The organism is Streptosporangium sp. NPDC000095, assembly GCF_042899335.1.
Lineage (GTDB): Bacteria > Actinomycetota > Actinomycetes > Streptosporangiales > Streptosporangiaceae > Streptosporangium.
The window spans coordinates 158,332-179,493 of the sequence record NZ_JBIAZS010000010.1 but is presented as its reverse complement, the minus strand read 5'-3'; the positions used below and the strand labels follow the sequence as shown (position 1 = coordinate 179,493).

Below are 21,162 nucleotides of genomic sequence, written 5' to 3'. Positions count from 1 at the left end.
CCGCCTCCTGTGTGTCGAGCGCCATCCGCTCGGTGCCTGGGGTTGAAGTGTTCACTCTCGCGCACCCGCGCTCCCTCGGAACCCCTCTTATGGCTCTTGGGTTTCCTAGTTAGAGATACAAGTGGCCTTCGTATTAGGGGCTGTGGATACTGTGGAAAGCCGTTGTTTCCGCAGGTCAAGTGCTGTTTTTTCATCCACCGGGGTTGTGGGTGGCCGCTGTGGACAACTCTTGGGGCTGGGGAGAACTCCGGAGTACACACAGGCCGTCCCCAGATTCGGTGCCCTCTGTCCCCAAGTTTTCCACGAGGTTTCCCCAGGTTATCCACGGGGTAGGAGGTCGTTTTGTCCTTGTGGAAAACTCTCCCCACAGGGCGTCCCCAGGTTATCCACGAGTTGTCCCCAGGTTGTCCCCAGGTTCTCCCCAGAGTTGTCCACAGACGCCGAACAGCGTTCGGACCAGCGGGTTTCCAGATGATCATGGTTCGGCGCCTCCGAGCTCCCGGGGCCCGCGCGAACCGTTGATCCACAAGGTTTTCCACAGCCTGTGCATCACGGGGTGAAAAACCTCATCATCCATTGCGGGACTGCTGCTTGATCCGGGTCGTCAGCTCGTTGACCTGGTTGTAGATCGAGCGTCGCTCGGCCATCAGGGAGCGGATCTTCCGGTCGGCGTGCATGACCGTGGTGTGGTCGCGGCCGCCGAACTGCTGGCCGATCTTCGGCAGCGACATGTCGGTGAGCTCCCTGCACAGATACATGGCGATCTGGCGGGCGGTGACCAGGACCCGCGAGCGCGACCCGCCGCACAGGTCGTCGATCGACAGGCCGAAGTAGGCGGCGGTGGAGGCCATGATCGTGGCGACCGTTATCTCGGAGCCCGCGTCCTCGGTGATCAGGTCCTTGAGCACGACCTCGGTGAGCTGCAGGTCCACCGACTGCCGGTTCAGGCTCGCGAACGCGGTCACCCTGATCAGGGCGCCCTCCAGCTCGCGGATGTTGGTGGAGATGCGGCTCGCGATGTACTCCAGCACCTCGGGCGGCGCGGCCAGCCCTTCCTGGATCGCCTTCTTGCGCAGGATCGCGATCCGGGTCTCCAACTCGGGCGGCTGGACGTCGGTGATCAGACCCCACTCGAACCGGTTGCGCAGCCGATCTTCCAGCGTGACCAGCTGTTTCGGCGCCCGGTCGCTGGAGATGACGATCTGCTTGTTGGAGTTGTGCAGGGTGTTGAAGGTGTGGAAGAACTCCTCCTGCGTCTGCTCCTTGCCCTCCAGGAACTGGATGTCGTCCACCAGCAGGATGTCCACCGCCCGGTAGCGGCCACGGAAGTTGTCGGCCTTGTGGTCGCGGATGGAGTTGATGAAGTCGTTGGTGAACTCCTCCGAGCTCACGTATCTCACCCGCGCGCCGTCGTACAGGCTCTGGGCGTAGTGGCCGATCGCGTGCAGCAGGTGGGTCTTGCCCAGGCCCGAGTCACCGTAGATGAACAGCGGGTTGTACGCCTTGGCCGGCGCCTCGGCCACCGCGACCGCCGCCGCGTGCGCGAACCGGTTGCTGGAGCCGATCACGAAGGTCTCGAAGGTGTACTTCGGGTTCAGCCGGGCCGGCTCGCCCTGCGTCCTGCTCCCGCGCCCGTCCCATCTGTTCTGAACCCCTCCGGCGCCGCCCGCGCCGGGCACGGGTGGCGCGCCGCGGTCGAAGGAGTCGGGCTCGGGCCGGGGCGGGGACGGCTGGGGGTTGTAACCACGGCCGTATCCGGGGCTCTGCTCCCCCTGCGAGGAGCTCTGCGAGGGCTCCGCGGGGAGGTACGGCTGGGGCGGCTCCTCGCCCTGCTGGTACGGATAGGAGAACGCCTGTGCCTGTGGATAGTCGGTGGACGACTGCGAGGCCTGGTTGCCCCCCGGATAGGGGTGCTGCGGCCCGGAACCCCCGTGGTGCTGGCCCTGAGAGGGTTGTGCATAACCTTGCTGGGCCCCGCCGAGCTGTGTATAACCCTGCGGCTGGGCCTGGGGATAAGTGTCCTGGCGGGGGGTGAGCCCTGACTCGGGGCCCGCCGCGCTGGGGTCGACCATGACCGCCACCCGCATCGGGCGGCCGAACTCCTGGGAGAGCGCCTGGCTGATGAGCGGACGAAGTTTGTTTTCCAGGACATCTCTGGCGAAATCCGTGGGGGCGGCGAGGACCACGGTGTCGTTCATGAGGCCGAAGGGCCGGGTCATGTTGAGCCAGACCCGCTGCTGGGACGGGACGTTCTCGTTCAGGGAGTTCTCAAGAGCCCTCGCCCAGACAGCGCTGAGGTCCGTTTCGTCCATGGTCCGGCTCCCCTCCTCCCGACGCGGCCCCCGCTGGCCTACCGCGATCTGTTTATCCACAACGGTGGCCGCCGGGCGCACCGGATCTCGTCGTTGTCCACATGCCGGGAGTCCCGTGGCCCCTTCGTGGGCGCCATACGAAATCCACATCGAATCCACAGGCTGTGCACAGCCCGTTACCTGCGGTCCGACGCGTCCTCGCAGCGGAGAGAGGGTCTGGAAGGGCCGACAGTAGCCCTGTCCACAGCTGTGTACAAGACGTTGTCCACAGCCTAGTGGCGTACGAGGGGGACGGAGCGCACATCCTGTGGACGGCGAGGCGCCGGTGGATAACGTGCCTGTGGAAACGTGGATAACCTGTGTGGGCGTGCTTGGGAAACAGCCTCTGGTTTGACCTGGGACACGCCTGACCCGTAACGTACGACGGTCGGCTTGTCACGCGGCGGCTATTTCGCATGCCCCGCATCCGGCAGGTCAGCCATTGTCGAGCGTCCCCATGTGCTGGGGATGCGTCTTGAGCCTGGAGCCCACTCGTGAGCAAGCGTACTTTCCAGCCGAACAACCGCCGTCGTGCGAAGACCCACGGCTTCCGGCTCCGCATGCGCACCCGCGCCGGCCGCGCCATCCTTGCCGCTCGCCGTCGCAAGGGCCGCGCCGAGATCTCCGCCTGACGCATCCGTTGCGCCCGTTCGCCGGGCCGAGGCAGTAGCGCCTGTCGCCCACCGGCATCGCTGCCGGTGGGCGACAGGCGTACCTGCCCAGGGTGAACAAGATCTCTCGTGCTGCCGTCAGGGTCCCGCATGCGCCGGGGCGACGAGTTCGCCGGCGCGATCAGAAGGGGAAGCCGAGTAGGCCGCCCCACCCTGGTCGCGCACCTCGGCATGCGCTCTGACAGGGATGCTCCCCCCCTGGTGGGATTCGTGGTGAGCCGTGCCGTGGGAGGCGCGGTCATCAGGAATCGCGTCAAACGTCAGTTGAGACACCTCATGCGAGACCGTCTCGACCGGCTTCCGAGAGGTAGCCTGCTGGTGGTACGCGCCAATCCACCGGCCGCGTCCGCGCGAAGCGAGCGCATCGCCGCCGAACTCGATGTCGCGCTGGATCGTTTACTCAGGCGGCTGGAGCCCTCAGGGGCTCGCATGGATGGGCGATGATGACGGCGCAGCAGACCGCTGGAATTTCTCCGGCTGCCAGGATCCTGATGGCTCCGATCCGGTTCTACCGGGCCTTCGTGAGCCCTCTGCTGGGTCCCCGTTGCCGCTTCCACCCCTCGTGCAGTGCCTACGGCCTCGAAGCCGTGGCCGTTCACGGCGCGCTGCGCGGCACATGGTTGACGATCCGGAGAATCGGGCGTTGCCACCCATTCCATCCCGGAGGCCTTGACCCGGTGCCCCCGCGCCCGGGCCGGTCCGACGAAACGCAAGGGAGCTAGCTCGGTGGAGCTGTCCTGGCTGAACTGGCTGTACACAGCCGTCGCCCAAGTAATCACCTGGATTCACGAGGGCTACAGCACCTTCATTCCGAGGAACAGCGGGCTCAACTGGGCGCTGACCATCATCACGCTCACCGTGCTGATGCGACTGTTGATCTTCCCGCTCTTCCTCAAGCAGATGCGCTCCTCGAAGAAGATGCAGGAGCTGGCCCCCAAGGTCCAGGAGATCCGCAAGCGGTACAAGAACGACAAGCAGCGCATGAACCAGGAGGTCATGGCGCTGTACCAGGGGCAGGGCGCCAACCCGCTGGGTGGCTGTCTGCCGATCCTGGCGCAGTTCCCGATCTTCATCTCGATGTTCACCGTGCTGCAGGCCATGGCCGGCGGGCACGCCAAGTTCGGCATGACGCAGACCCTCGTCGACAGCGCCCGGGCCGCGCACATCTTCGGCGCCCCCATCCCCGCGACGTTCTTCACGAGCTCTGCCGACATCGTCCAGCTGGACGCCGACCCGATCATCACCAAGGTCGTGCTCGCGATCTTCGTGGCGGTCAGCTCGCTGACGACCTTCCTCACCGTCCGGCAGAGCGTGACCCGCTCGATCGCCCAGATGCCGGACAACCCGATGGCGCAGCAGCAGAAGATCCTGATGTACGTCTCGCCGCTGTTCGCGATCTTCTCGCTGAACTTCCCCCTCGGCCTGATCCTCTACTGGGTCACCACCAACGTCTGGACCCTCGGCCAGCAGCACTGGTTCTACAGCCGCAACCCCTCCCCGGTGGTCGACGCCAAGGGCAACGTCACCACTCCCGAGCCCAAGCCGAGCCTGCTGAGCAAGGTCAAGAAGACCGCTCCCGAGCCCGAGGCACCTGCGGTACCGGAGACCAAGGTGATCCGGCAGCAGCCCACCCGCCAGCCCCGCAGTAAGCGGACCGGCAGCAAGAAGTCCTGACGTCTCATCCCGACAGCACGAAGGAGTGGCCGGACGTGACCGAGGCCGAGGCCGAGAAGGAGCCCGCGAAGGCGGTTCCCGATCTCGCCGCCCTGGAGCAGGAAGGCGAGATCGCGGCGGACTATGTCGAGGGTCTGCTCGACATCGCCGACATCGACGGTGACATCGACATGGATGTCGAAGGCGATCGCGCCGTGGTGTCGGTCGTCGATATCAAGGGCGGCGACCTGGTCGGCCCCAACGGTGAGGTGCTGGAGGCCATCCAGGAGCTGACCCGCCTCGCGGTCCACCGCCAGACGGGTGAGCGCTCACGCCTGATGCTCGACATCGGCGGCTACCGCGACCGCCGCAGGAGCGAGCTGAGCGAGCTCGGCACCAAGATCGCAGCGGACGTCAAGCGGAACGGCGAGCCCAAGTCGCTGCAGCCGATGACCCCGTTCGAGCGGAAGATCGTGCATGACGCCGTCGCCGCGGCGGGCCTGCGCAGCGAGTCCGAGGGCGAGGAGCCCCGTCGTTTCGTGGTGGTCCTTCCCGCCTAGCACCCCTTGGCGCGAAGCTACGCGCTGACAAAAGGCCGCCGCCCCCGTTTTTTCTGGGGGCGGCGGCCTTTCTCGTGACTCCACACCCTGTGCCAGGAGGGCGACGTCACCCGTTTTCGTGACGCCGCATTCCGATCCATGGCGGCGATGTCGCTCGTTCTGGTGACGTCACACCCTGACCTACGGCGGCGATGTCACTCGTTTTCGTGACGCCGCATCCCGATTCACCGCGGTGCCGTCATCCGCTCTCGTGACGTCACATTCCGATCCACGGCGGCGATGTCACTCGTTCTCGTAACCCCACGCCTCGATCCATCGCGGTGCCGACGCCCGTTCTGGTGACGTCACGCCCCAACCCACGGTGGCGACGTCACCCGATGCCGAGGCGGGCCATTAGCCTTGAGACCGGCCTGAGCCCGATTTTTCCGAGGGAAGAGTGAGCGTCGAGTGAGTGACCAGATCCCCGAACCGCCCGAGGTCGCGCGCGAGGTGTTCATCGGCGACGCCTGGGCGAGAGCGGAGGCCTTCGCGGAGCTGTTGGCCGGTCCCGGGGTGGTGCGCGGGCTGCTCGGCCCACGGGAGGTACCGCGCATCTGGGACCGCCACCTGCTCAACTGTGCGGTGATCGCCGAGGTCGTGCCCGCCGACGTACGCCTGGTCGACATCGGTTCCGGTGCCGGTCTGCCGGGCCTGGTCCTCGCGATCGTGCGGCCCGACATCACCGTCACCCTCCTGGAGCCGCTCCTTCGCCGGACGGTCTTCCTGGAGGAGTGCGTGGAGTCGCTGAAACTCGGCAACGTCGAGGTGTTGCGCGGCCGGGCCGAGGAGTTCGCGGGCAGGCGGGAGTTCGACGTCGCCTCCGCCCGCGCGGTGGCGCCGCTCGACCGCCTGCTGAAATGGTCACTGCCCCTCCTGCGCGAGGGCGGTGAGCTACTGGCCATGAAGGGCGAGCGTGCCGCTGAGGAGTTGGCGGACGCAGAGGCGCAATTACGGTCGAGTGGGGTGCAAACCGCCGAGCTCGCATCGGTTGGGCGCGGTAAGGTCGAGCCGCCCGCAACTCTCATCCGAGTGGTCGCCGGTCGAGCTCCCGAGGGAGCGCGGAAGACCTCTCGCCGGAAGGATCGTGCCTCGCGCGGCAGGTAGTGCGAGGCCCCCAGATAGACCGAGCAAAGCGAGTACGAGGCCAGTGGAAGACCATTCGAGTGCGATCGCCAGCGCGAGGAGCGGTCTCGGCTGGCCCGAGGTTCCTGCCGTTTTGCCCCATGGACGGCTTTCCGGTCTGGGCTGGCCGGCACCGGCTCCCGGTGCCGTAGTCAGGCCGGTTGAAAGGAAGACGACCGTGACCCAGACCCCCCTTAATCCCGGCGACTCGCCGCTGGTACGAGAGGCACTCAGCTCAGTGGTTTCACGTGAAACATCGGCCCAGAAGACCGCCACCGCTCCCGGAGGCTCCACCGGGGTCCGGGATGGGGACTGGCCGCGTCCTGCCAAAACCCGGATTTTCACCGTCGCGAACCAGAAGGGCGGCGTCGGCAAGACCACCACGTCGGTCAATCTGGCGGCGGCGCTGTCCATGCACGGCCAGCGGGTGCTCGTGGTCGACCTCGACCCCCAGGGCAACGCCTCGACGGCCCTCGCGGTCGAGCACCGTGGCGACGTACCGGACATGTACAAGGTGCTCGTGGAGGATCTGCCGCTCGCGGAGGTCGTGAAGGCGGTTCCGGACATGCCGGGCCTCTACTGTGCTCCCGCCACCATCGACCTCGCCGGAGCCGAGATCGAGCTGGTCTCCATGGTCGCCCGTGAGGCCCGCCTGCAGCGCGCGCTGACCGCGTACGACGCCGTCGAGTTCGACTACATCCTCATTGACTGCCCTCCCTCGCTCGGCCTGCTCACGGTCAACGCGCTGATGGCCGCGAACGAACTGCTGATCCCCATCCAGTGCGAGTACTACGCGCTGGAAGGCCTTGGCCAGTTGCTGAGAAACGTGGATCTGGTCCGCGCGCACCTGAACCCCACACTCGACCTCTCCACCATCCTCATGACGATGTACGACGGACGCACCCGCCTCGCCTCCCAGGTCGCCGAGGAGGTTCGCTCCCACTTCGGCGCGACGGTGTTGAGTACCCTCATCCCCCGAAGCGTGCGCGTCTCCGAGGCGCCGAGTTACGGTCAGTCGGTCATGACGTACGACCCGGGCTCCAGCGGTGCGATGGCCTACATGGACGCCGCCCGCGAGATCGCTTATCGCGGTGCGGCCGTATGAGCGCCGGGAATCTCGTGGCCGCGGTCACGGGCCTGTCAGTGAGTGCGACACCTTGAGTCTCGGGAGGGGCAAGTGAGCAAGCAGCCGAGAGGGCTGGGCAGAGGGCTGGGGGCGCTCATCCCGACGGGCCCGGCCGTCGTCGCGGAGCCACCCGCGTCGATGACCGCGACCATGGTCGCCCCGGAGCCGGTGATACCGGAGCGGCCGGGGCCCGCCCCGGTCGAGGGCGCCTACTTCCTTGAGATTCCCGTCGACGACATCGCGCCCAACCCACGTCAGCCGCGAGACATCTTTGACGAGGACGCCCTGAAGGATCTGGCGACTTCGATCGGCGAGGTCGGCCTGCTCCAGCCGATCGTGGTGCGCGCCACGGGCGAGGGACACTACGAGCTGATCATGGGTGAGCGCCGCTGGCGCGCTTCCAAGCTCGCCGGGCTCTCCGAGATCCCTGCGATCGTGCGGGAGACCCAGGAGGACAAGCTCCTGCTCGACGCGCTCATCGAGAACCTCCAGCGCGAGCAGCTCAACGCCCTGGAGGAGGCGGCGGCCTACCAGCAGCTGCTCGACGACTTCGGCGCCACCCACGAGCAGCTCGCCGCCCGCATCGGCCGTTCCCGCTCGCACGTGACCAACACGGTGCGCCTGCTGAAGCTCCCGCCCGGGGTGCAGCGCAAGGTGGCGGCCGGAACGATCAGCGCGGGCCACGCCCGAGCCCTGCTCCGCCTGGACGATCCCGCCGCCCAGGAACATCTCGCCAACCGGATCTCGGCCGAACTGCTGTCGGTCCGCGCGGTCGAGGAGATCGTCGCCGTGGGCGATGCCAAGGCGGCCCCGGCACCCGCTCCGCGAGCTCCTCGGGCGAAGCCCGACGAGGAGCCGGCCCTCCGGCATCTGGCCGACCGTCTCTCCGACCGCTTCGAGACCCGCGTGAAGGTCGATTTCGGCCGCCGCAAGGGACGCATCGTGGTGGAGTTCGCGACCATCGACGATCTGGAGCGCATCATCGGCACGATGGCTCCGGGGTCGCTGCAGGCGATGGAAGGGTGATCTCGCCGATCCCGGAGACCTGGGAAAGCGAACCGATGGCAGTGGCTCCGGGACGGTGAGCCGGAGAGGGCGAACCGGTTGCGGTGAGTCCGGGAAGGTACGCCCACCGCGAAGGTGGGGAAGTGGTCCTGCGGTGCACTCGGCGAGTCGGAGCGGGCGAACCGGTTGCGGTGACTTCGGGAAGGTGAGTCCGGGAAGGTACGCCCACCGCGAAGGTCGGGAAGTGGTCCTGCGGTGCCCCCGGCGAGTCGGTGAATCCACCCCGACACCATTCCGGAGTCTGGATGCCCTCGACAGCCTCGACTTTCTCGGGGTGCTTCCCCGGGAGGTGAGAGCGGCCTGCGAAGGCCGACTCGCCGCGACAGTTCGACCGGAGCGGCACCGGCCACCTCTGTGATGAGACGGCATCGTTTCACGTGAAACACAGAGGGGCGACCATGCGGACCGAGCTCGGAGACGGGACGACGGGCCTCGCCGAGAAGGGCGGGAGTGGCGACGAGGAGCGAGAGCCGGACTCTCGTCCTCCGGAGGCCGGGCTTGTCGCCGAGAGCCGGACTCTCGTCGTCAATGGCAGGGCTACCCGTGGCGTGTGGACGGCCCGCCAGGACGCGCATCGCGCACGAGACCAGGTTCGAGACGCCCTTACCCGTGGCGTGTGGACGACGGCCCACCAGGACGGCGACCGGTGTTTCACGTGAAACAGCCGCCCCTTCCGGGAGAAGGCTGTTTCACGTGAAACAAACGCCCCTCAGAAGCCAACGGCTTCTTGGACGGCGAGACGGATGTCGGCGACGAAGGTGTCGACGTGCTCGGGAGCGGTGTCGAAGGCCGTGACCCAGCGGACCACGTTCTCCGCCGCGTCCCAGACATGGAAGAGATAGCGCTGCTGCAGTTCCGCGATGGCCTTCTCGGGGAGTACGGGGAAGACGGCGTTGGACTGTACGGGGTAGCGGAGCGAGACCTCCGGAAGGCCGGCGATGCCGTTGGCGAGGCGGTGGGCCATCGCGTTGGCGTGGGCGGCGTTCTCGCGCCAGAGCTCCCCGGTGAGGAGGGCGGTCAGCTGGGCGGAGACGAAGCGCATCTTGGAAGCGAGCTGCATCCCCTGTTTGCGGAGGAACAGTGCGGCGGGGTCCAGCTCCGGGCGGAGGACCACGAGTGCCTCGGCCCCCATCGCACCGTTCTTGGTACCCCCGAAGCTGAGCAGGTCCACGCCCGCGTCCGTGGTGAGGGAGCGGAGCGAGCAGCCGAGCTCGGCCGCCGCGTTGGCGAGCCGGGCGCCGTCCATGTGCAGGAAGAGGTCGTGCTCGTGGACGAACTCCGCGAGCTCCGCGATCTCGTCGACGGTGTAACAGGTGCCGCACTCGGTCACCTGGGAGATGGAGACGACCCTGGGTTGGGAGTGGTGCTCGTTCCCGAGCACGGACAGTTGGCCACGGATGTCGTTCACGGAGAGCTTGCCGTCGTCCGTGGGGAGGGTGACCAGCTTGGCACCCAGCATGCGTTCGGCGGCGCCGCACTCGTTGGTGTTGATGTGGGCGGTGGTGGGGCAGAGCACCGCGTCGTACGCCCGGAGTACGAGTCCGAGCCCTACGACGTTGGCGCCGGTGCCGTTGAACATGGGATATGCGGTCGCGCGGGCGCCGAACTCGGCGCGGAAGGCGTCCTCCATAGCGGTGGTCCAGACGTCCCCCCCATAGGGGAGGGCGTCTCCGGTGTTCGCTTTGAGGATGGCGGTGAGAACCGCAGGGTGCACGCCCGCGTGGTTGTCGCTCGCGAAGCTCTTGGGGAATCTCTTGGGGAATGGGGTGGAGGTCAGCACACGGTCAGCGTATGGGCAAACCCGGTCCGTTACCGGGCTCGCCCCGCTCGTCGGCTCGACTTTCGTCTGGGAAATCCTGATTTCACCGTGTGGCCCTCACCTGTGCAAGACCTTCGCGGGAGGGAACTCCGCGAGCGACGGCGGCTGTTCCAGGAGGGTGCCGAGGTCTTCCCCCGACATTGGGAGGAGCGACGTCTCGGTCATCCCCATCGCCGTCGAGGCGGAGAGGACCTTCCCCGGCTGCCTTCCGCGAAGGAGCCCGTGAAGGTCAGGATCCGCGGATGACGGCCTGTTCCAGGAGGGTCCGGCAGAGGGTGCCGAGATCTTCCCCCGCGGCCTCGGCGGCCATGGGGAGGAGCGACGTCTCGGTCATCCCCGGGGCGACGTTCACCTCAAGGAAGTAGGGCAGGCCGTTCGCGTCGACGATCAGGTCGGTGCGTGAGATGTCCCGGAGACCGAGGGCGGTGTGCGCGGTCACGGCCATCTCGGCACATGCAGCCGATACCTCGGGCGTGAGGCGTGCCGGGGCGAAGAACTCGGTGTGCCCGGCGGTGTAGCGGGCCGCGTAGTCGTACACGCCCTCGTCGGCGACGATCTCCACGGGGGGCAGTGCCACGGGCCCGTCCCCGAGGTCGACCACGGAGACGGCGACCTCGACCCCCTCGATGCAGCGCTCGATCAGCGCGGTGTCGCCGTAGGCGAAGCAGCCGACCATGGCGGCGGGGAAATCCTCCGCGCTGCGGACGATCGACGCGCCGAGCGCCGAACCGCCGCGGGACGGCTTGACGAACAGGGGAAGGCCGAGATGGTCCACGATGCGGGCCAGCACCGCGGAGGCGCCGAGGTCGTGAAAGGTCTCCTTGGGCAGCGTCACCGAGTCGGGGGTGCGCAGTCCGACGGAGCGGACGACGGTCTTGGCGGTGGGCTTGTCGTAGGCGACCCGGCAGGCGTCGGGGCCGGCGCCGACGTACGGGACGGAGAGGAGTTCGAGGACCGAGCGGATGGCTCCGTCCTCGCCCGCTCCGCCGTGCAGGGTGACGAAGACCGCGTCCGGCGGGTCCGCGAGCACGGCGGGAACCAGGGACGCGTCGGTGTCGCGGGTCTCCACGGAGACGCCCGCTCCCCGCAGCACCTCGCTCACCCGTCGGCCCGATCGCAGCGAGACCTCCCGCTCGTAGGAGAGCCCGCCCGCCAGGACGAGCACATGGCCCAGGTCACTCATCCGACATACCTCTCGTCATGGCCCGCTCCGAGCCTGTCCTGTCGCTCTCGTCCCGCGTGCGCGGTCGTCCCGACGGATCGGGATCGATCACCGCGCACCGGCGCAGGAAGTCACCGTACGGCACCGAGGGGGAGGAACTCATGCTGGAGGTGCCCCGTGGCACGGGGCACCTTACGGGGGCGAGGTTACGCGAGGTCGGGTCCCGGGGTGTCGATGCCGACGCGTTCGGTGGGCGAGCCGGTCCCGAAGGTGTCGCGGAGACGGAGCTCCTGCCCGATCACCCCTGCCAGGCGGCGGACGCCCTCGCGGATGCGGTCGGGCTCGGGATAGCAGTAGGAGAGCCGCATGTGCCGCGCGCCGCCGCCGTCGGCGAAGAAACCGGTGCCCGGCACGAAGGCCACCCGCTCCGCGACCGCGCGGGGCAGGAGCGCCTTGGAGTCGAGTCCCTGGGGAAGGGTGGCCCAAACAAAGAACCCGCCGTCGGGGCGGGTCCAGGTGACGCCGTCGGGCATCAGGGCCTCCAGCGAGGAGAGCATGGTGTCGCGGCGCTCGCGGTAGAGCTCCCCGAATGTCTTGATCTGCTCGCGCCAGGGCTGGGTGGCCAGATACTGGCCGACGGCGAGCTGGGTGAAGGAGGAGTGTGACAGGACCGCGGACTCCATCGCCAGCACCAGCTTCTCGCGGATGGCGTGCGGGGCGAGGGCCCAGCCGACCCGGAAACCGGGGGCGAGGGTCTTGGAGAACGAGCCGAGGTAGACGACGCCCTCGGGGTTGTCGGCGCGTAGCGTCCGGACGGGGTCGCCGTCGAAGCGGAGCAGGCCGTACGGGTTGTCCTCGACGATCAGCACGTCGGCCCGTTGGCAGATCTCCAGGACCCGCTGCCTGCGCTCGGCGCTGAGCGTCACGCCCGCCGGGTTCTGGAAGGTGGGGATCGTGTAGAGGAACTTGATCCGATTGCCCGCGCTCTTCAGGGCGTAGACGGTCTGGGCGAGCGACTCGGGGATGATCCCCTCGTTGTCCATCGCGATGTGGATGACATTGGCCTGGTAGGCGGAGAACGTGCCCAGGGCTCCGACGTAGGAGGGTCCCTCGGCGAGCACGACGTCACCCGGGTCGATGAAGATCCGGGTGATGAGGTCGAGGGCCTGCTGGGAACCGACGGTCACGACGACGTCGTTGGAGTTGGCCTCGATCCCCTCCAGCCGCATGACGTCACAGATCTGCTCGCGCAGGTGCGGGTCGCCCTGCCCCGAGCCGTACTGGAGCGCGACGGGGCCGCGCTTGGCGATCAGGTCGGCGACCAGCTCCCCCACCACGTCCAGCGGGAGGGCGGTGACGTACGGCATGCCGCCGGCGAGCGAGACCACCTCGGGCCTCGACGCGACGGAGAAGAGAGCTCGTACCTCGGAGGCGACCATCCCGGTTGCCCGTGCCGCGTAACGGTCGACGTAGGCGTCGATGCGCGAACCTTGGGCCGGGGTGACGGCCTGACCGTGATCATGGTTCTGGGGCACGGTCCACCTCCTAGGTTGTGTGGAGCACACAAAGCGCTCATACCAGAGAAACCAGCGTACGTCAGGGGTCGCAGTTCGTCTGCGTGTAGGGAGAGGACCTCCTGAAAGCAGGACCCGCACTGGGCTACGATGCCAGCTGGAGACGCCGTTTTCGCGCGTTTTTCGCCATGGCTTGCACTCGTCTCGCCAGGATTGGGGCCAACAGGTGTCGCGTCGGCTGGCAAACGTCACCCTCGACAATCTCGACGACCTGCCGCGCCGCTGTCGCCGGTGCGTCTTCTGGGAGCTCGATCCCGTGAACGCGGACCGGGCGATGAAGGCCGGCGACCCGGGACTGGAGAAAGAGGCCTGGATCTCCTCGACCCTGCTGGAGTGGGGAAGCTGCGGAAAGATCGTCTACGTGGACGGGGTGGCCGCCGGATTCGTCCTCTACGCGCCGCCGCACTACGTGCCGCGCTCGGTGGCCTTCCCGACCTCGCCGGTGAGCGCGGACGCGGTGTTGCTGATGACCGCGCACATCATCCCGGAGTTCTCCGGGGGCGGCCTGGGCCGGATGCTGGTCCAGGGCGTGGCCAAGGATCTGACCCGGCGCGGGGTGCGTGCGATCGAGGCGTTCGGCGATCTGAAGTGGGAGCAGCCGGGCGCGTGCCTGATGCCCGCCGACTACCTGCTCTCCGTGGGGTTCAAGACGGTGCGCCCGCATCTGCGCTTCCCCCGCCTCCGCCTGGAGCTCAAGAACGCCGTCTCGTGGCGTGAGGACGTCGAGGTGGCACTGGAGAGGCTCCTCGGGTCGATGAGTCCCGAGAGGGCGCTACGGCCCGTCTGAGACCTTCTGGAGCCCGTACGGCACGCTCTGGGGCCGAACGCACCCTTCCGAGGCCCTCCGGAGCCGCACCGGCCCTTCCCGCGGGGGCCGGGCTTCCGAGGTCGAACGCGTCGGTCGAACCCCTCTTCTCCCTCCCCGGCCGAACCCGTCCCCGGATCCGTCGGCCCGTCCCGGCGCGGTGGGAAGGCCCCGCGCATGTGCCCGCTCATGTGAAGGCCCCCCGTGGTGAGACGGGGGGCCTTCAGTGGGTGGGTGTGCCGCTCGGAAGCGGGTGATACGGCCGGACGCCGTGGGGGGCGGCCGACCGCAGGGGGCCTAGATGATGCCCTCAAGCTCGCGAAGCAGCATGGCCTTCGGCTTGGCGCCGATGATCTGCTTCACAACCTCTCCGTTCTTATAGACGTTCAGGGTAGGAATCTGGAGTACGCCGTAGTTTGTCGCCGTTGCCGGATTTTCGTCGACGTTCAGCTTGACGACGGTCAGCTTCTCGGCGTTCTCGCCGGCGATCTCCTCCAGAATGGGCGCGACCTGGCGGCACGGGCCGCACCACTCGGCCCAGAAGTCGACGATCACGGGCTTGTCGCTCTTGAGAACGTCGGCCTCGAAGCTGGCGTCGGTCACGTGCTTGATGGTGCCCAAGGTTCCTGCTCTCCCTCTTGCTCTTGCCTGAGGACTGCTGCTGTTGACTTTCCCCCTCGTGAACGAGGGGGGTTCCCACGGTCGCCCGCGAGGGTGTTCCCGCTTCGTCGCCGGTCACCCGCCGAGGAGAACCCTCCCCGGGGTCTCGCACCGGCCCGACACGCGTTTCACCTCTCCGCCGACCTGGCGGCGAGGACGATACCGATGGGATCACCGGCATGGCGACCGGCGCACGCCCGACGCGCCGTTCGACGGTGCGCGACGTGTGCCCGGCGGGCGAGAGCCCTGCCGACCCGTGACGATGCTCACGGCGCCTGAGGCCCGCCCTGACGGACGGGGTGACGGGCGGTGCGGGCACCGCCCGTCGCTCTCTTCCGCCCGGGGGTTACGCGTTCTCGTGCTCGGTCAGCCAGCGCTCGGAGTCGAGCGAGGCGGCGGCGCCGGTGCCGGCGGCGGTGATCGCCTGCCGGTAGATGTGGTCGACCACGTCGCCCGCGGCGAACACACCGTCCAGGTTGGTGCGGGTCGAGGGCGAGTCGACCTTGATGTAACCCTCGTCGTCCAGGTCCACCTGGCCCTTGACCAGCTCGACGCGCGGGTCGTGCCCGATCGCGACGAACAGGCCGGTGGCGGCGATCTCCGCCTCCGCGCCGGTCTTGAGGTTGCGCACCCGCACCCCGCTCACCTTGGACTCGCCCAGTACGTCGACGACCTCGCTGTCCCACAGGAAGTGGATCTTCTCGTTCGCGAACGCCCGGTCCTGCATGATCTTGCTGGCGCGGAGCTCGTCGCGACGGTGCACCACCGTCACCGAAGCGGCGAACCGGGTCAGGAAGATCGCCTCCTCCATCGCGGTGTCGCCGCCGCCGACGACCACGATGTCCTGGCCGCGGAAGAAGAACCCGTCACAGGTGGCACACCACGACACGCCGTGGCCGGAGAGGCGCTTCTCGTTGGGCACGCCCAGCTCGCGGTAGCCCGAGCCCGTCGTGAGGATGACGGACTTGGCGTAGTAGGTGTCGGTGGCGGTCTTGACGACCTTCGGGGTGACGGTCAGGTCGACCTCGATCACGTCGTCGGCGACCAGCTCGGCGCCGAACCGCTCGGCCTGCTTGCGCATCCCGTCCATCAGGTCCGGGCCCATGATGCCACCGGGGAAGCCGGGGAAGTTCTCCACCTCGGTGGTGTTCATCAGGGCGCCACCGGCGGTGACCGAGCCCTCGAAGACCAGCGGGTTGAGGTCGGCACGCGCGGAGTACACGGCGGCCGTGTAACCGGCGGGACCCGATCCGATGATGATCACATTCCGGACGTCCATCAGTGCTCGCGCCTCTCCTCTGTCGTTGCCACCGGCGTCAACAGATCCTAGGCGCCGCTGATTCCCACCGGGCGCGGTGACGGATCCGCCGATGGAACGGGAAAGCCCGGCACGGACGAATCCATGCCGGGCGCAGCCGAAGAGTACGGAGAAGGTGCGGGGGTTTTGGGAGCGGATTACCCGCCGCCGATCACCCCGTGTATCTCCCCACCGACCGTTCCGCGCGGCCTGCCGAGGTCCCCCGGGGCCGCCTCTTCCCGGTCACCAGCTCGCGAGACCTGGCTTGCGCACGTCGTCACACTGCGGACCCACGACGTGGACGCGCACCGTGTTCTTGGCCTTGTTCTGCCAGAAGAGCAGGATGTTGGCCTCCTGCCCGTTGTAGAACCCCTGGTCCACGGCGAAGGGCGACGTGCCGACCCGCGCCGAGATCTGCCGGACGCACTTGTCGATCCCGGAGTTGTCGGTCGTTCCGACGATGGTCCCGGGGCCGATGTAGTCGAGCAGCGAGCCGCGGAGCTCGGCGTCGGTGTAGTTGTAGTTGCTGTCGGTCAGCGTGTACTGGATCGTGTCCGCCGGCGCCGGTGCGGCGTAGGGGATCGGAGTGGCGCCGGGCGTGCCGGACGCCGTCAGCGTCCCGGTCGCCAGCGCGGTCGCGCCGATCACCGCCGCCGCCACGCCCGCCGCGGCGGTGGCGGGCATCGCCCACCGGCGCCGTCGGTTCGCGCCGCGACGTCTGGTGGGGACCACCGGGACCACGGTGCCGTCGTCGTCGACGACCCCCAGCCGCACGGCTGGTTCGAGCTCTGGCTCCTTTTCGGGGATCGGGTCCCGGTGAGGGGTCGTCTCCCATGGCGCCGGTTGTGCGGGAGAGGACGTCTCCCACGGCGCGTCGCGCATTATGTCGTCCCAGGCCGGTGCTTCCACCAGGCCCACTCCACCTCCACGGAAGCTTTCCGCCTCGGCGGCCAGCGCGCGGTCGATCCTCAGCGCGACTCCCATCGGCATCGCCGGTGTGGGGGTCGCCGCCAGGACCTCACGGACCGCTGCGAGATCGGCGAGGCTTTCGCCACAGGGGTCGCAGATCGCGAGATGCTCGCGTACCCGCATGGCGGTGGCGGCGTCGAGGAGCCCCTCGGCCAGTTCGGCCAAGATCTCCAGGTCGTAGTGCGTATCACCCGTCACGAAGTTCTGCTCCCTTCGCGGATGAGACGCGAGACAGGTCTGATCGGTTCCGTAAATGGGAAAGAATCGGGGCGAGTTTCGCCCTTCCGCGCGCGCACCGGCTCTTCACCGTGCCGCTCGGCACCTCCAGCACCTGGGCCGCGTCTTCGATCGAGTAGCCCATCATGTCCACGAGCACCAGCGCGGCGCGCTGGTCGGAGGGCAGCAGCTTCAGTGCCGCGGAAACCTCCATGGACACTTCGCGCTCGGCCGTCTGGTCGAGCACCGGGGTATCACGCTCCGCGGCCTCGACGAGCTCGTCGTCGGCCACCGGGCGCACCGATTTCCTGCGCATGCGGTCGAGGCAGGCGTTGACCACGATGCGGTGCAGCCACGTGGTCACGGCCGCCTCGCCGCGAAAGCTCCCGGCCTTGCGATAGGCCGAGACGAAGGCGTCCTGAACGGCGTCGGCCGCCTCGTCGGGGTCGCCCAGCGTACGCAGGGCGACCGCCCACATGCGGTCTCGATGTCGCTTGACTATTTCACTGAAGGCGTGCGGATCCCCGGCGATGTGCCGGGTGAGCAGGTCGGCGTCGGACACGGGGGCCTTCGCCGTCTGCTCGTCCGCCGCTGGCGGGGTCTCGGGTGGGGAATTCACAAGGAGAGTCCTGCTATACCGATCCGGGGAGAACACCTCTACGGGATAGATGGTGCCACGAATTCTCCGATGATCTGTCAGAAGCCATGCAAAACAGATCAAATCGGAGCGGTGTCACTTGGCAGCGAAGACCTTGATCTCCTGCACCTGCCCGCGGAACTTCCCCTGGTAGGAAGGCATCTTGGTGAACCAGACGAGCACGTAGCGGCCCTTCTTCGGCTCCTCCGCGCTGAACGTCTTCTTGCCGGAGACTCCGTTGACCTTCTGGAAGACCGAGAGGGACTCCAGCTGCGGGGAGTCGCCCACCCTGAGTTCGGCGGTGCCTCCCGAGGTGCCGCCGAAATCGACCGTCACCTGCTTCACCGGGACACTCTCGCCCATGTCCAGCAGGAGGCCCACACCCGTCTTGAGCCGGCCGAAGTCGGCGGAGTCGTACGACTCCGAGTGCCAGTCGGTGGAATCCTTACCGTCGACCGCGAAGCCGGCGAGCTCGCCGCGCTCCTCCCTGTCGCCCAGCGGGTCGAAGCCGATGGCCGAGGAGGACTTCACCTCGCGGATCGCGACGGTCGCGGTCGGCGTGGGCGTGGTGCTCTCCTCGCCGGGCACCGGGGTGCCGGCGTTGCCGATGCTGCGGCCGAGGGTCCAGGCGCCCAGACCGACGGCGACCATCACCAGCAGCACGACGACGGTCATGGCGACCTTGTTGACCATGCCGCCCCCCTGCCGGGGCATCGGGCGGTGCTGGTGCTGGGTCTGATGCTGCGAGGGCGGTGTGTGGCGCTGGGGAGCCGCGGTGTCGACCCCCTCGGAGCGCGAGGCCGCCACAGGCAGCGCCGTCATGGGCATCGGCGTCGGCATCGGCAGGGGACTGGGCCGCGACACCGAGGCCAGGGCCTCGGCGACCTCGGCGGGCGTGGTCAGCGGTTCGAGCCCGCGCCTGGTCTCCGGCAGTATCGCCCGGCAGACGATGGCGTCCAGGTAGCCGGGAACGCCCGCGGTGACCTGGCGCGGTGTGCAGAAGTGCCCGTCGGTCACGGGCGCGACGGGCAGGCCGCCGCTGCTTTGCTCGTCGCCCGGCCAGTGGCCGGTCAGCCCGGCGTACAGCAGGCGGCCGAGGCCCTCGGCGTCCTCGCGGGCGGGGTCGTCGCTCATCACGTCGTCCAGGACGGCGTCGACTCCCAGGCCGAGCAGTTTGACCGTGCTGCCCGCCGTCCAGACCAGGTGCTCGGGGGTGAGGCAGAGATGGGCGAGGTTCGCCTCGTGCGCGTGCGCCAGGGCCTCCGCGGCCTCGGCGACCATCGCGGCGGCCCGCTCGGGGTCGAGGGGCCCGCCCGCGATCATGTCGCCGAAGGACTCGCCGCTCACCCACTCGCTGACGACATAGGAGTGGCCGTCGTCCTCGGTCGCGTCGAAGACCTGGGTGAGACGGGGGTCGGTGAGCCGGCTCGCCACCCTGGCGGCCGTGACGACCTCGTTCAGGCGGGGGAAGTCGGGATCGAAGGTGTGGACGGCGACGGGCCTGGCGAGCACCTCGTCGATGGCCTTCCACAGGGTGGCCCCGCCCGACTCGTGAACGCGGTCTTCGAGCCGGAAACGCTCGGCCAGCTTGGTGCCGGGCTCTACGGCGGGGGAACTCACGAGGACCCCGTACCTGAGAACACGACAACACCATGCCCGGTCAGCACATCAAGACACATCACATGATGCTGGGTGGATCCGCCCACGCCCTCCTGCTTCCATTAGCCGCATGTCACCACACGCGTCGCACCATGGTAGTCCCGCACCGGTTCCGCCCGTGTTCGTCTTGTCAGACGTTTAAGACAAGTCTTTGGCTTACCGGCCTACCCGTCCTGCGACCATTCCAACGATCGAACTCACCTCGGGGATGCGCATCCGGTGGGCGATCGCCAAGTAAAGAACCATACCGAGTCCGCCGCCCGCCGCCAGCATGACGGCCGCACTCAGCGCGTCCAACGCGGTGAGTTCCTGCGTGAGCCACAGCACGCCGAGCGCGAACGCGGCCGCCGGGAGGGCGGCCAGATACATCCGGGACAGTCCGGCGGCCACCGTGCGTCCCGCCAGGCCCCCCACGCGGCGCGAGGCCATCGTCCAGGCGATCGCGGCACCGGCCACGTAGGCGACGGTGAACGCGAGCGCGAGGCCCATCACGATGTACCTGGCGGGCAGGGTGTAGTAGGCCACGAGGCTGAGCGTGGCGTTCACCGCCACGTTGCCGAGGGCGAGGAACGCCGGGGTGCGGGTGTCGCCGAAGGAGTAGAAGACGCGCAGCAGGAGCTGGAAGATCGAGAACGGCACCAGCGCGAGCCCGAAGACCTGCAGCACGTTGCCGATGTAGACCGCCGAGTCGACGGTCATGTTGCCCCACGAGAAGATCAGCACGGTCACCGCGGGGCCGAGCACCATCAGCAGCAGCCCGGCGGGCACCAGCAGCACCGACACCAGCCGCACCCCGGAGGCGAACTCCTCGCGGACCGTGTCGAGCTGGCCGTCGGCCACCCCCCGGCTCATCCTGGGCAGCATCGCGGTGATCACCGAGACCGCGATGATCCCGTAGGGGAGCTGGAAGAACTGGTAGGCGAAGGAGTAGGCGGCGTTTCCCGCACCGGGGGCACGCTGGCCCGCGCCGGTCGCCAGCTTGGTGGTGATCAGGAAGCCCAGCTGGCTGATCCCCACGTAGGCGAAGGTCCAGACCGCGGTCCTGCCCATCTCGCCGAGCCCGGCGTTGCGCAGGTCGAACCTGGGCCGGAAGCGGAATCCCACCCGGTGCAGCGCGATGACCAGCACCGCGCACTGCGCCACGATGCCGGCCGTGGTGCCGAGCCCGAGCAGCGCCAGGTCGGCGTCGGCGATCGTGTCGACGTCGGTGCCCGCCCCGCCCAGCTTCACGTAGTAGACGATCGCGACGCCGATCATCACGATGTTGTTCAGCACCGGTGCCCACATCGGCGCGGCGAATCTGTCGCGGGTGTTGAGGATCGCGCCGGCGATCGCGCCGATCCCGAAGAAGGCGATCTGCGGCAGGATGAACTGCGCCAGCCTGACCGCGACCTCGGTCTGCCTGGGCCCCCAGTCGGTGCTGTAGAGGCTGATCAGCGGTCCGGCGAGGATCACCGCGACCAACGCCAGCAGGGTGAGCGTGATCACCCCGAGCGTCATCAGACGCTGCTCGTAGGCCCGGCCGCCGTCGGGGTCCGACTTCTGCCGCCTGATGATCATCGGAACCACGACGCTGCTCAGGATCCCGCCGATGAGCAGGTCGAACAGGATGAGCGGAATCGTGTAGGCGACGTTGTAGGCGTCGCCCAGCGCGAAGGTGCCGATGGCCGCCGCGAGCACCGCCGTCCGGACGAAGCCGGTGACGCGGGAGACCATCGTCCCCGCCGCCATGATCGCGCTCGCGCGCAGAACCCTGCTCATGCGCTTTCCTCCGCTA

At 68.2% G+C, this 21,162-nt stretch carries 19 protein-coding genes; 9 read left to right on the top strand and 10 right to left on the bottom strand.

Features of this window, described 5'->3' with window-relative positions; all coding sequences use genetic code 11:
- Positions 1-569: 569 nt before the first annotated feature.
- Complete coding sequence (gene dnaA, locus ACFY3V_RS22835) at positions 570-2,312, bottom strand: chromosomal replication initiator protein DnaA (RefSeq protein WP_350941867.1); 1,743 nt, start codon at positions 2,310-2,312, stop codon at positions 570-572.
- A 533-nt stretch (positions 2,313-2,845) separates the two neighbouring features.
- Between dnaA and rpmH the strand changes: the two genes are divergently transcribed.
- The 8 genes from rpmH (at position 2,846) to ACFY3V_RS22795 (ending at position 8,548) form a co-directional block, all read left to right on the top strand.
- Positions 2,846-2,983 carry a 50S ribosomal protein L34 gene (gene rpmH / locus ACFY3V_RS22830; protein WP_329088117.1) on the top strand — a complete coding sequence of 46 codons (138 nt, stop codon included), beginning with the start codon at positions 2,846-2,848 and terminating at the stop codon, positions 2,981-2,983.
- Between the two features lie 108 nt (positions 2,984-3,091).
- The gene (gene rnpA / locus ACFY3V_RS22825; protein ID WP_350941866.1) at positions 3,092-3,466 is read left to right on the top strand and encodes a ribonuclease P protein component; all 375 of its coding nucleotides are present in this window, start codon (positions 3,092-3,094) and stop codon (positions 3,464-3,466) included.
- Positions 3,466-3,744, top strand: a complete 279-nt coding sequence (yidD, locus tag ACFY3V_RS22820) for a membrane protein insertion efficiency factor YidD (RefSeq protein ID WP_362513746.1) — start codon at positions 3,466-3,468, stop codon at positions 3,742-3,744. The genes rnpA and yidD overlap by 1 nt, the downstream gene beginning before the upstream one ends.
- Before the next feature lie 4 nt (positions 3,745-3,748).
- The gene (gene yidC, locus ACFY3V_RS22815) at positions 3,749-4,696 is read left to right on the top strand and encodes a membrane protein insertase YidC (protein WP_350941864.1); all 948 of its coding nucleotides are present in this window, start codon (positions 3,749-3,751) and stop codon (positions 4,694-4,696) included.
- Positions 4,697-4,731: 35 nt separating this feature from the next.
- Positions 4,732-5,235 (top strand): R3H domain-containing nucleic acid-binding protein, encoded by a 504-nt coding sequence (locus ACFY3V_RS22810; protein ID WP_350941863.1) that lies wholly within the window; start codon positions 4,732-4,734, stop codon positions 5,233-5,235.
- Between the two features lie 447 nt (positions 5,236-5,682).
- Complete coding sequence (gene rsmG, locus ACFY3V_RS22805) at positions 5,683-6,378, top strand: 16S rRNA (guanine(527)-N(7))-methyltransferase RsmG (RefSeq protein WP_362513169.1); 696 nt, start codon at positions 5,683-5,685, stop codon at positions 6,376-6,378.
- 196 nt (positions 6,379-6,574) lie between these two features.
- Positions 6,575-7,501, top strand: a complete 927-nt coding sequence (locus ACFY3V_RS22800; protein WP_350941859.1) for a ParA family protein — start codon at positions 6,575-6,577, stop codon at positions 7,499-7,501.
- Positions 7,502-7,573: 72 nt separating this feature from the next.
- Positions 7,574-8,548 (top strand): ParB/RepB/Spo0J family partition protein, encoded by a 975-nt coding sequence (locus ACFY3V_RS22795; RefSeq protein ID WP_389775987.1) that lies wholly within the window; start codon positions 7,574-7,576, stop codon positions 8,546-8,548.
- 748 nt (positions 8,549-9,296) lie between these two features.
- Here the strand turns inward: ACFY3V_RS22795 and ACFY3V_RS22790 are convergent.
- From ACFY3V_RS22790 to ACFY3V_RS22780, 3 genes are all read right to left on the bottom strand, one after another.
- Positions 9,297-10,367 carry a threonine aldolase family protein gene (locus ACFY3V_RS22790; protein ID WP_389775984.1) on the bottom strand — a complete coding sequence of 357 codons (1,071 nt, stop codon included), beginning with the start codon at positions 10,365-10,367 and terminating at the stop codon, positions 9,297-9,299.
- A 268-nt stretch (positions 10,368-10,635) separates the two neighbouring features.
- The gene (locus ACFY3V_RS22785; protein ID WP_362901933.1) at positions 10,636-11,589 is read right to left on the bottom strand and encodes a D-alanine--D-alanine ligase; all 954 of its coding nucleotides are present in this window, start codon (positions 11,587-11,589) and stop codon (positions 10,636-10,638) included.
- 185 nt (positions 11,590-11,774) lie between these two features.
- On the bottom strand, positions 11,775-13,007 hold the full coding sequence (locus ACFY3V_RS22780; RefSeq protein WP_350943528.1) for a PLP-dependent aminotransferase family protein: 1,233 nt from the start codon (positions 13,005-13,007) through the stop codon (positions 11,775-11,777).
- A 301-nt stretch (positions 13,008-13,308) separates the two neighbouring features.
- Between ACFY3V_RS22780 and ACFY3V_RS22775 the strand changes: the two genes are divergently transcribed.
- On the top strand, positions 13,309-13,929 hold the full coding sequence (locus ACFY3V_RS22775; protein ID WP_030919650.1) for a hypothetical protein: 621 nt from the start codon (positions 13,309-13,311) through the stop codon (positions 13,927-13,929).
- A 315-nt stretch (positions 13,930-14,244) separates the two neighbouring features.
- Here ACFY3V_RS22775 and trxA read toward each other — a convergent pair whose 3' ends face one another.
- From trxA to murJ, 6 genes are all read right to left on the bottom strand, one after another.
- Positions 14,245-14,568 (bottom strand): thioredoxin, encoded by a 324-nt coding sequence (gene trxA / locus ACFY3V_RS22770; RefSeq protein WP_329088095.1) that lies wholly within the window; start codon positions 14,566-14,568, stop codon positions 14,245-14,247.
- 385 nt (positions 14,569-14,953) lie between these two features.
- Positions 14,954-15,889, bottom strand: a complete 936-nt coding sequence (gene trxB / locus ACFY3V_RS22765) for a thioredoxin-disulfide reductase (RefSeq protein WP_362902161.1) — start codon at positions 15,887-15,889, stop codon at positions 14,954-14,956.
- A 258-nt stretch (positions 15,890-16,147) separates the two neighbouring features.
- Positions 16,148-17,071, bottom strand: a complete 924-nt coding sequence (locus ACFY3V_RS22760; RefSeq protein ID WP_362901931.1) for a zf-HC2 domain-containing protein — start codon at positions 17,069-17,071, stop codon at positions 16,148-16,150.
- Positions 17,061-17,708, bottom strand: a complete 648-nt coding sequence (gene sigM / locus ACFY3V_RS22755; protein ID WP_362513147.1) for an RNA polymerase sigma factor SigM — start codon at positions 17,706-17,708, stop codon at positions 17,061-17,063. Before sigM ends, ACFY3V_RS22760 begins: the two co-directional genes overlap by 11 nt.
- Positions 17,709-17,822: 114 nt before the next feature.
- Positions 17,823-19,346 carry a protein kinase family protein gene (locus ACFY3V_RS22750; RefSeq protein WP_389775977.1) on the bottom strand — a complete coding sequence of 508 codons (1,524 nt, stop codon included), beginning with the start codon at positions 19,344-19,346 and terminating at the stop codon, positions 17,823-17,825.
- A 195-nt stretch (positions 19,347-19,541) separates the two neighbouring features.
- Positions 19,542-21,146: a murein biosynthesis integral membrane protein MurJ gene (gene murJ, locus ACFY3V_RS22745; RefSeq protein WP_389775974.1), complete on the bottom strand. Its 1,605-nt coding sequence runs from the start codon at positions 21,144-21,146 to the stop codon at positions 19,542-19,544.
- Between the last annotated feature and the right edge of the window lie 16 nt (positions 21,147-21,162).